Source organism: Streptomyces sp. NPDC006552, from assembly GCF_040611655.1.
Taxonomy (GTDB): Bacteria; Actinomycetota; Actinomycetes; order Streptomycetales; family Streptomycetaceae; genus Streptomyces.
The window spans coordinates 68,057-78,629 of the sequence record NZ_JBEXOS010000037.1 but is presented as its reverse complement, the minus strand read 5'-3'; the positions used below and the strand labels follow the sequence as shown (position 1 = coordinate 78,629).

Annotated in this window: 7 protein-coding genes; 2 read left to right on the top strand and 5 right to left on the bottom strand. The window is 74.1% G+C overall.

All coding sequences use genetic code 11. The features are described from left to right. Positions 1–191: 191 nt before the first annotated feature. Both ABZY33_RS21730 and ABZY33_RS21725 read right to left on the bottom strand, forming a co-directional pair. Positions 192–1,853, bottom strand: coding sequence for a PucR family transcriptional regulator (locus ABZY33_RS21730; RefSeq protein ID WP_356493262.1), 1,662 nt, complete (start codon positions 1,851–1,853; stop codon positions 192–194). Between the two features lie 141 nt (positions 1,854–1,994). Continuing rightward, positions 1,995–4,109, bottom strand: a complete 2,115-nt coding sequence (locus ABZY33_RS21725; protein ID WP_356493261.1) for an ATP-binding protein — start codon at positions 4,107–4,109, stop codon at positions 1,995–1,997. Positions 4,110–4,369: 260 nt separating this feature from the next. Here ABZY33_RS21725 and gabT point away from each other — a divergent pair, with 260 nt between their 5' ends. Then, the gene (gene gabT, locus ABZY33_RS21720; RefSeq protein WP_356493260.1) at positions 4,370–5,704 is read left to right on the top strand and encodes a 4-aminobutyrate--2-oxoglutarate transaminase; all 1,335 of its coding nucleotides are present in this window, start codon (positions 4,370–4,372) and stop codon (positions 5,702–5,704) included. Between the two features lie 400 nt (positions 5,705–6,104). Then, a complete protein-coding gene (locus ABZY33_RS21715) occupies positions 6,105–6,665 on the top strand; it encodes a phosphatase PAP2 family protein (protein ID WP_356493259.1) in 561 nt (186 codons plus the stop codon). On the opposite strand, the gene ABZY33_RS21710 is transcribed toward ABZY33_RS21715, so the two are convergent. The 3 genes from ABZY33_RS21710 to ABZY33_RS21700 form a co-directional block, all read right to left on the bottom strand. Next, positions 6,604–8,451 carry a glycoside hydrolase family 18 protein gene (locus ABZY33_RS21710; protein ID WP_356493258.1) on the bottom strand — a complete coding sequence of 616 codons (1,848 nt, stop codon included), beginning with the start codon at positions 8,449–8,451 and terminating at the stop codon, positions 6,604–6,606. The two genes, ABZY33_RS21715 and ABZY33_RS21710, sit on opposite strands and share 62 nt — an antisense overlap. A 90-nt stretch (positions 8,452–8,541) precedes the next feature. After that, on the bottom strand, positions 8,542–9,000 hold the full coding sequence (locus ABZY33_RS21705; protein ID WP_356493257.1) for a hypothetical protein: 459 nt from the start codon (positions 8,998–9,000) through the stop codon (positions 8,542–8,544). Positions 9,001–9,116: 116 nt separating this feature from the next. After that, entirely contained in the window at positions 9,117–10,553 is a 1,437-nt protein-coding gene (locus ABZY33_RS21700) for an FAD-dependent oxidoreductase (protein WP_356493256.1), read from the bottom strand. Between the last annotated feature and the right edge of the window lie 20 nt (positions 10,554–10,573).

Below are 10,573 nucleotides of genomic sequence, written 5' to 3'. Positions count from 1 at the left end.
CCGCGCCCCTGAGATGCGCACTGCGTGCGCCATCTCATCGGGCCCATGGGGCTGCGGCGAAGCCGCATGCTCCAGGGGCGCGGGGAACTGCGCGACCAGCCCCCACCGGCCGTCGCCCGAACGACTACCCAGGGGCGCGGGGAACTGCGCGCTCAGCCCCCACCGGCGGGGCAGCCGAAAGGGCCCGCCCCCTACCCCCCGGATGCCTTGAGGGCTACCCAGAGTTCCATTCGGACATCCGGGTCGTCGAGGGAGCGGCCGAGGATCTCCTCGACCCTGCGCATCCGGTACCGGAGCGTATGCCGATGCACCCCCAGATCCGCGGCGGCGGCGTCCCACTGCCCGTGCCGCGACAACCACGCCCGCAACGAGGCGACCAGGTCCCCCCGCCCGGTCGCGTCATGGTCCCGCAGGGCCCGCAGCAACCCGTCCGCGAACGCCCGCACCGCGTCGTCCCCGAGCAGCGGCAGGATCGACCCGGCCGCCACGTCCTCGTGCTCGACCAGCACCCGCCCGCGCCGCCGCGCGACGGACAGCGCCTGCTCGGCCTGGCGGAACGCGGTCGCCGCAGCGATCGGCCCGGACGGCGCCGAGACCCCGATGACCAGCTCGTCCTCGGCGGAGCCCTCCGCACGGGTCGCCTCCAGCACCTCGGCGTACTGCACGCACGCCTCCGCGGCCGCGCCCCCGTCGACGACGAGGAGCACCGCGCGCTCCCCGTCCGGGACGACCAGGACGGCCTCGCCGGCCCGCGCGGCGGCGGATTCGACGACGTCCACGAGGACGGTCAGCGGGTCGCCGGGGGCGCCGCCCGCTCCGGTCACCGCCTCCGCGAGCAGCAGGGACGTCCCGGTGCCCGCCGTGGTCCCGGCCGACGTGCCGGCCGCGGGCGCGACGCCCGAGGGCGGTGGCGCCACGGCCTCCGCCGCCACCATCCGGAACGGCGCGTCCAGGAGCGCCCCGTACAGGTCCCCGGCGACGGCCCGCGCGTGGTCGGGCTCGCCCGCGAGCAGCATCCGCAGCACCGCGGCGCCGATCCGCTGCTCGGCGGCGTACAGCGCGCGCGAGCGTTCGGTGGTGAGCGTCAGGAGCGCGATCGCGGAGTGCAGCGCGTACCGCTCCGCGGTGCCGAGGGTGGCCGCCGTGCCGACGGCGAGCGCGGCGCGGGCCCGGCGGCCGGTGCCGATGGAGTGCAGTTCGACGCGGTCGTCGCCGTCGCCCGCCACGACGGCGCTGGCGGGCGCGGGCCGCTCCCGCAGCCGTTCCACGTCGGCGGTGAGCCGGGCGGCCCGGCGGCCCGCCCACTCGGGCGCGGTGGCGACGACGGCGCCCGAGGCGTCGTAGAGCGCGGCCCAGCCGTTCACCTGCCCGGCGAGCACGGCGAGGAGCCCCTCCGGCCCCTCGTTCAGGGCCTGCTTGGTCAGCTCGCGCTGCGCGGCGAAGCCGGAGGTGACGGCCCGGTACTGGTCGGCGGCGATGGCCGCGGAGACGGCCTTGCTGATGGCGAGGAAGGGCGTGCGGGGCGGCACTTCGAGCAGCGGCAGCCGCTCCTCCCGGGCCGCCCGCACGAGTGCCTCCGGTACGGCGTCGTAGTTGACGCCGACCGCGAAGCCGAGGCCGACCACGCCTGCGGCGCTGAGCCGCTTCACGTAGCGGCGCATCGCCTCGGCGTCCTCGGCGTCCAGTTTCAGGGCGGTGATCAGGAGCAGTTCGCCGCCCTCCATGTAGGGGACGGGGTCGGCGAGCTCGCTCACGTGGGCCCAGCGGACGGGGGTGTCCAGATGGTCCTCGCCCGCCCGCACGGTGAGTTTGAGCGCCGAATGGTGGACGAGCGAGGCGAGGGTGGGCGGCATGGGACGGCCTTCGGGTGAGCGGAAATACGTGGGGGGACCGAAAGTGTGAAGCTTTTGGCCGGTCCGTATGAACGACCAGTGCCGATTCTGCCTCACCGTACGTACCCCGGAGGGCCACCCCCGGCGATTCTCAGCGCACGTTCACGTCCGCAGCCGCACCAGGAGGGGCGGCGCGTGCTCCCCGCGCACGGTGGTGAGCGAGAGCACGGCGTGGCCGGGCGGCACGGCGTGGGCGAGGTCGGAGGCGGACCAGCGTTCGCGTTCGACCTGGCGGACGGTGACGGCGCGGGCGGTCGGCGCGCGCCCGGTGATCACCCGGCGCACCGCGTGCAGCGCCTTGCCCGCGGGGGTCTCGGCGATGATCTGCCGGTCGGTGACGTCGCGGGCCTCGGTCCACTCCTTGCCCCACACCTCGGCGAAGTCCTGCCCGTCCCAGGGGGTGAGCCCGGACAGCGCCATCCGGCACCCGACGGAGCCGAGCAGCGGTCCGCGCAGCGGGCGCGGCACGTCGTCGAGGGTGCGCAGGGTCAGCACGGCCCCGGCGTTCGCCGAGCGCAGCCGCTGCAGGCCGCGGACGGCCTGGGGGGTGACGACGCCGCTCGCGTCGTCGAGGATCAGGCAGGCGAAGAGCGAGCGGTCCTCGCGGACGGCGGCGCTCGTCATGAACTGGGCGAGCACGAGCCGGGCCAGGATGCGCGAGGCATCGGCGTGGCCGCGCTCGGGCAGGTCGATGCGGACCCGGACGGGGTGGTCGAGGGCGCGCAGCGAGAAGGGCCGGGTGGCGCCGGAGGTGTCGAAGAACGCGGCGAAGGCGGGCCGGTCGAGCAGCGCGATCCGGTCGGCGAGCACGGCGCCGACGTCGCCGGGGTGGCCCAGCTGGCGTTCGCGTGCGTCGAGTTCGCGCAGCATGGCCTCGTGTCCCGCCTCGGTGAGCGCGGTGCGCAGGGCGCCGAGCGCGGTCGGCGCCCCGTCGAGGAGCTGGCGCAGCTCGGGGACGGAGGGGAAGCGGCCGTGGACGGTGAAGTAGGGGCCGAGGAGCTGGCCGAGGACGGTCGTGGCGCGCCGGCTGTCGCCCCCGGGGTGCGGGTCGGCGAGGTCGCCGACGAGGGCTTCGGCGAGCACGGCGGCGGCCTCGTCCGGGTCCGTGCTGCCGCCGTAGAGGTCGAGGTCGTGGACGGAGTCGGGCTGTCCGACGCGGACGACGACGTCGTAGGTGTCCGGCGAGCCGAGCCCCGCCCCGGCGGCTCCCACGACGACCACGGCGCTCCGGCCGGCGAGCGCGCCCAGGCAGAGCGACTCCGCCAGCGGCCACACGACGCCGCTGGTCTTGCCCGCGCCGGGCGGGCCGACGGCCAGCAGGGAGGTGCCGACCAGGTCGGGGCCGAGGGCGAGGCCGACGCCGCGGTAGGCGTAGGGGTTGCGCTCGTCGTCGGCGGCGGTGCCGATCCGCACCTGGGCGGTGGCGAGGTCGTGGCGGGCGGCGCGGGCGGGCAGATCGCGGGCGCCGGAGGGGTGCGGGCAGGCGGCGGCGCCGTCGCGGGCGACGGCGGCGGCGAACGAGGCGAGGGTGTGCCGGCCCCGCTTGACGCCCTGCCAGGCGCGGGCGATGCGGGCGTGGTCGACGTCGCGCATCAGTCCGGCGCGGGCGTCGGCCCCCAGCCGCTCGGCGGCGGCGACGGCGCCTGCCTCGCGCAGCTGGGGCCACTGGGCGGGGTCGGCCTCCGGGGCGGGCGACCGCTCGGGCCCCGCGGGGGCCGCGGAGCGCCAGGCGGGGTAGCCGAAGCGGCGCCACAGCTCGCCCCAGCGGCCGAGCCGGCCGACGGCGACCGCGATCCCGACCGCGAAGAGCGCGTAGTAGAGGTAGACCACGACGACCGAGGCGAGGGAGTGCGGTGACACCCAGGAGTCCGGGATCATCGCGTAGAGCGGCAGCAGCCACCAGCCGCCCAGGTAGCCGTTCCACAGCAGCGACCAGACGAGCCAGCCGACCAGGAACGCGATCAGCGCCCCGCTGAGCAGCTGCCGGGTGGGGGTGCGCTCGGGTTCCTGCGCCGCCCGTGGCCGGTGTCCGAAGCGCCAGATGCCGGGGGCCGCGGCGGGCCGGGGCGTGCGCAGCCAGGTCAGGAACGCGCCGCCCGCGGAGCCGGCCTGCTCGCCCGGCGCGTGGGCGGGGCGCGGCGGCGGCACGGCTCCGCCGGGGGGCAGCCCGCGCTCGCCGGCGTGGCCGCCCGTGTCCTGCATGCCCTCGCTGCTCATGGCCTTCCCCCCTGACCTGGCGGTCCGTCCGTACCCAGCACGTAGATCCGGGCTCAATCTAGTGCCCGTGTCCAGGGAGTCCACCGCTGACGCGGCGCGGCGTCAGACCGCGTGCCGCCGGGCGCGGCTGTCCATCCCGGACAACCCGCGCGCCCGACCCCACCCGAATGGAGCATGACCGCGTCCGCGGGCCGCGCCTAACCTGCGAGAACACCCCCGACCCCACCCGGCGAGACCGGAATCTGAACCAGGAGCCCCGCATGAGCGACATCCCGCAGGAGCGCCGCGTCGTCACCGCCATCCCCGGCCCGAAGTCGCAGGAGCTGCAGGCCCGCCGGCTGGCGTCGGTCGCGGCCGGTGTGGGCTCCACGCTGCCCGTCTTCACCGCCCGGGTGGACCGCGGCATCATCGAGGACGTCGACGGCAACCGTCTGATCGACTTCGGTTCCGGCATCGCGGTCACCTCGGTCGGCGCGAGCGCCGAGGCGGTCGTGCGCCGGGCCTCCGCCCAGCTCCAGGACTTCACCCACACCTGTTTCATGGTCACGCCGTACGAGGGCTACGTCGCCGTTGCCGAGGCGCTGGCCGAGCTGACGCCGGGCGACCACGCCAAGAAGTCGGCGCTGTTCAACTCGGGCGCCGAGGCCGTGGAGAACGCGGTCAAGATCGCCCGTGCGTACACCAAGCGCCAGGCGGTCGTCGTCTTCGACCACGGCTACCACGGCCGTACGAACCTGACGATGGCGCTGACCTCGAAGAACATGCCGTACAAGCAGGGCTTCGGCCCGTTCGCGCCCGAGGTCTACCGGGTGCCGGTGGCGTACGGCTACCGCTGGCCGACCGGCGCGCAGAACGCCGGTCCGGAGGCGGCGGCCCAGGCGATCGACGAGATCACCAAGCAGGTCGGCGCGGAGAACGTCGCGGCGATCATCATCGAGCCGGTGCTCGGCGAGGGCGGCTTCATCGAGCCGGCCAAGGGCTTCCTGCCGGCGGTGCGGCAGTTCGCCGCGGACCACGGCATCGTCTTCGTGGCGGACGAGATCCAGTCCGGCTTCTGCCGTACCGGCCAGTGGTTCGCCTGTGAGGACGAAGGCATCGTCCCGGACCTGATCACCACCGCCAAGGGCATCGCGGGCGGCCTCCCGCTCGCCGCCGTGACCGGCCGCGCCGAGATCATGGACGCCGCGCACGCGGGCGGCCTCGGCGGCACCTACGGCGGCAACCCGGTGGCCTGTGCCGGTGCGCTCGGCGCCATCGAGACAATGAAGGAGCTGGATCTCAACGCCCGCGCGAAGGAGATCGAGCGGACGATGAAGGCGCGCCTGACGGCGATGGCGGAGAAGTTCCCCGCCATCGGCGACGTGCGCGGCCGCGGCGGCATGATCGCCATCGAGCTGGTGAAGGACCGGGCCACCAAGGAGCCGCACCCGGAGGCGACCGCCGCCCTGGCCAAGGCCTGCCACGCCGAGGGGCTCCTCGTCCTCACCTGCGGCACCTACGGCAACGTGCTGCGCTTCCTGCCCCCGCTGGTGATCGGCCAGGACCTGCTGAACGAGGGCCTGGACATCATCGAGAGCGCCTTCGCCGCGCTGTGACCCGTCCGCGGCCCGGCCCCGGCGGTCGGGCCGTGTGAAGAAGGTGTGGGGGGCCGATGGCAGGTTCGCCAAGCGCCTGTCGCGCCCCCGTCCCCCTGTCGTACGGTTTCCGCAGATGAGAGAAACACCCCGCCCACAGGGGACTGTGGGCGACACCGGGTCGGAGCCTCCCCAGCCCCGCCCTGGTCGTGCCCTCGCGCACACACCCGGAGCCTCCGGCTCCGGAACTCCTCACCGATCGGACGGTCGCCCGCCCCACACCCCCCGGGGCGCGCGGCACGCCGGTCCGTTCGGCCGGCCCGGAACTACCCCCCCTGTTCCGGGCCGGCCGACCATTTTCTCCGCGCTCCTCGCGGGCCTCGCCCTCCTCCTGTTCGCCGGGCTCACCTGGCAGGTGGCGGTGGACGGCCCGCTCCTCCGCGCCGACGAGCGCCTCGGTGCCGCGATCCGTACGAGCGCGGTCCCGGCGGGCCCGGCCGAGTTCTTCGCCGACCTCGGCAACATGACCGTGGCGCTGCCGGTCCTCGCACTCACCCTCGCCTACGTCACCTGGCGCACCCGGCAGTGGCTCCCCGCCGTCACGGCGCTCGTCACCATGGCGCTGGTCCCGGCCCTGGTCGTCCCGCTCAAGACCGGGCTCGCCCGCCCCGGTCCGCCGCCGATGGCACCGGCGAGCGGCTTCTACCCGTCCGGTCACACGCTGACGGCGGCGGTCGCGTACGGGCTCTGCGTCCTGCTGCTGGGCGCGGTGTGCCGTACCCGCGCGTGGGCCTACGGCTGCGTCGTGGTGAACGCGGCCGTAGGCCTCGGGCTTGTCCGGCAGGGGTATCACTGGCCGGTGGACGTGGTCGGCAGCTGGTGCCTGGCGGCCCTGCTGCTGGCCGCCGCCGGGTGTGCGATCAGCCGAAGTACGCGTCGAAGTTCTTCTGGAACTCCCCGCCGCCGAAGCGGTCCCAGTTGACCGACCACGTCATCAGGCCGCGCAGGGCGGGCCAGGTGCCGTGGGTGGCGTAGGAGCCGCAGTCGGTCTTCTTGGTGAGGCAGTTGAGCGCCTTGGTCGTCTCGGCCGGGGAGACGTAGCCGTTGCCCGCGTTGGTCGTGGCGGGCATGCCGATGGCCACCTGGTCGGGGCGGAGCGGCGGAAAGACGTTGTTCGCGTTCCCGGCGACCGGGAAGCCCGTCAGGAGCATGTCGGTCATGGCGATGTGGAAGTCGGCGCCGCCCATGGAGTGGTACTGGTTGTCGAGGCCCATGATGGGGCCGGAGTTGTAGTCCTGGACGTGCAGCAGCGTGAGGTCGTCGCGCAGGGCGTGGATGACCGGCAGGTAGGCGCCGCAGCGCGGGTCCTGGCCGCCCCATTTGCCGGTGCCGTAGAACTGGTAGCCGTTCTGGACGAAGAAGGTCTCCGGGGCCATGGTCAGGACGAACTTCTCGCCGTACTTGGCCTTCAGGGTCTTCAGCGCCGAGATGAGGTTGACGATCACCGGGGTCTTCGGGTTCCTGAAGTCCGTGTCGTCGGCGTTCAGGGAGAGCGAGTGGCCCTCGAAGTCGACGTCCAGGCCGTCGAGACCGTACTCGTCGATGATCTTCGAGACGGACGAGACGAACAGGTCGCGGGCGGCCGTGGTGGTGAGCTGGACCTGGCCGTTCTGGCCACCGATGGAGATCAGCACCTTCTTGCCCGCCGCCTGCTTGGCCTTGATGGCGGCCTTGAAGGCGGCGTCCGACTCGACCGTGGGGCACTCGGTGACCGGGCAGCGGGTGAAGCGGATGTCGCCCGAGGTCGTCGAGGTGGGTTCGCCGAAGGCGAGGTCGATGACGTCCCAGCTGTCGGGGACGTCGGCGAGGCGGGTGTAGCCGGCGCCGTTGGCGAAGCTCGCGTGGAGGTAGCCGACGAGCGCGTGCGCCGGGAGGCCGGAGGAGGAGCCGCCCCCGTCGCCCGGGCTCTGGGCGGTCGTCACGGTGACCGCGGCGGACTTCGGGGACTCGCCCGCCTCGTTGAGCGCCGCGACCTGGTAGCTGTACGCCGTGGCGGGCGTGAGGCCGGTGAGCGTGGTGGAGGTGCCGGTCACGGTGCGGGCCCTGGCGCCGTTGGCGTAGAGCGCGTAGCTCGTGGCGCCGGGGACCGCGGTCCAGGAGAGGGCGACGCTGGTGGCGGTGGTCGCGCCGGCCGTCAGCCCGGTGGGGGCCGTCGGCGGGACGGGGGCCTCGGTGCCGGGGCCGAGCAGGGTGAGGTCGTCGGCGTTGTAGGCGGGCGTGCCGTACCAGCCGTGGGTGTAGATGGTGACCTTGGTCGTGCCGGGACCGGTGCGGAAGGTCGTGGTCAGCCGCTGCCAGTCGGGGGCCGACGCGGTCCAGGTCGACACGTCGGTGGTGCCGGTGCCGCTCGCGCCGAGGTAGACGTAGGAGCCGCGGACGTAGCCGGAGAGGGTGTAGGCCGAGTCCGGTTTCACGGTGACGGTCTGGGAGCACTGGGCGTTGTCGGACGCGGACGGGGTGGCCCGCAGGGACGCGGTGCCGCCGTGCACGGGTGAGGTGACCGTCGTGCCGGTGTTCGCCGAGCAGCTCCAGCCGGTCAGGGACGACTCGAAGCCGCCGTTCTTCGCCAGGTCGGCGTCGGCCGCGCCGGCCGTGGGGGCGGAGAGGGCGGTGAGGCCGGTCGCGGCGAGCGCGGCGGCCGTGAGCGCGGTGAGCACGCGGCGCCAGGTACGGGTCCGGGGTCGGGTCCTGGGTCGGGGACGGTCCATGGGTGCCTCCGGGCGGGGCGGGGGACAGGGCACGGTGGAGCGCGCCCAATTTGGTCCAGACCAATAAGGTTGTCAAGAGTTTCACCACCTCTACTCCCCCGCACCGCGCGCCAGTTGGGCGGCCGCCTCGTGCATCGCGAGCTCCAGCAGCCCGGGGTCGGTGAGGGTGCCGGAGCCGTCCGGCGCCACCAGCCAGCGCACACCGCCGGCCGAGCGCCCGGGGTAGGGCACCACGATCCAGGTGCCGAGCCCCGCGCCGCGCACGCCCGTGCCGAGCCAGCGCGAGACCGTGCCGGGCGGCACGAAGTAGCCGATGCGGGCGTCACCGAAGTCGGCGAGGACCGGCCCCGGGCGGCCGACGACGCGGTGCAGGATGTCGAGCGTGGGGTAGCCCAGCTCCCCCGGCAGGATCAGGACGTCCCACTTGCGGCCCGCGGGCAGCAGCGCCACCGCGAGCGGATCGTGCTTCCACTCGCGGCGGCACGCCGCCGGGTCCGGCGCCACCGATACCAGCCACTCGACCGCCGACCCAACCTCCGAGCCCGTCATGACGGGACCTCCCTGTGCACTGCGACGCGGATGTGTCACGAGGGAGAGGGGATCGAGGCCCGGGCGTTACGCGGGTTCGGGCGGCTTCTTGGAGATCCGGGCCGCGCAGGCCTGCCTCAGCTGTCGAAGCCGAGGCCCAGACCGTCCATCGCCCGCAGCCACAGGTTGCGCCGGCCGCCGTTGGCGTCGGCGCGGGCCAGCGACCATTTGGTGAGGGCGATGCCGGTGTACGCGAACGGCTCCGGCGGGAACGGCAGCGGCTTCGTACGGACCATCTCCAGCTCCGTCCGGTCCGTGCGCTCACCGGAGAGCAGGTCGAGCATGACGTCCGCGCCGAAGCGGGACGCGCCGACGCCCAGGCCCGTGTACCCGGCGGCGTAGGCGACCCGGCCGCCGTGGGCGGTGCCGAAGAACGCCGAGAAGCGCGAGCAGGTGTCGATCGCGCCGCCCCACGCGTGCGTGAAGCGCACCCCCTCCAGCTGCGGGAAGCAGGTGAAGAAGTGCTCCGCGAGCCGCGCGTACGTCTCGGGCCGGTGATCGTGCTCCGCCCGCACGCGGCCGCCGTAGGGGTAGACGGCGTCGTAGCCGCCCCACAGGATCCGGTGGTCCGCGGAGAGCCGGAAGTAGTGGAACTGGTTGGCCGAGTCGCCGAGCCCCTGGCGGTTCTTCCAGCCGACGGACTCCAGCTGGGCGGCGGTGAGCGGCTCGGTCATCAGCGCGTAGTCGTAGACCGGGACCGTGTACGAACGCACCCGCTTGACCAGCGACGGGAAGACGTTCGTGCCGAGCGCGGCGTGCTGGGCGAAGATCCGGCCGTAGGGAGTGCGGACGGCCACGCCGGCCGGGCGGGAGACGAGCCGCGTCGCCGGGGTGTGCTCGTAGATCCGTACGCCGAGGCCGAGGCAGGCCCGCTTCAGGCCCCAGGCGAGCTTGGCCGGGTGGAGCATCGCGACGCCGTCGCGGTCGTACAGGGCGCCGAGGAAGGTCGGGGACGCGACCTGCTCGCGCACCTGGTCGGCGTCGAGCAGTTCGAGGCCGTCGGCGAGGCCCGCCTCGCTCAGCTCCGCGTAGAACTCGCGCAACTCGGTCACCTGGTGCGGCTGGGTCGCCACGTCCAGCTCGCCGGTGCGTTCGAAGTCGCAGTCGATGGCGTAGCGGGCGACCGCGGCCTCGATGGCGTCGAGGTTGGCGGCGCCCAGCTCCTCCAGCTTCTTGATCTCGGCGGGCCAGCGGGCGAGCCCGTTGGCCGTGCCGTGGGTGAGGGAGGCGGCACAGAAACCGCCGTTGCGTCCGGAGGCGGCCCAGCCGATCTCCTCGGCCTCGACGAGGACCACGTCCCGGCCGGGGTCGCGCTCCTTGGCGAGCAGCGCCGTCCACAGGCCGCTGTACCCGCCGCCGACGACGAGCAGGTCGCAGCGCTCGTCGCCGGTCAGGGCAGGCAGCGCCTGCGGCTTGGCGGGGTCGTCCAGCCAGTACGGGACGGGTTTGGCGTCGGCCAGCGACGCGGTCCATCGATCCGTACGGTTCTCGCGATTCATGGCTCCAGCGGCCATGATTCCAACTCCCTCGGACA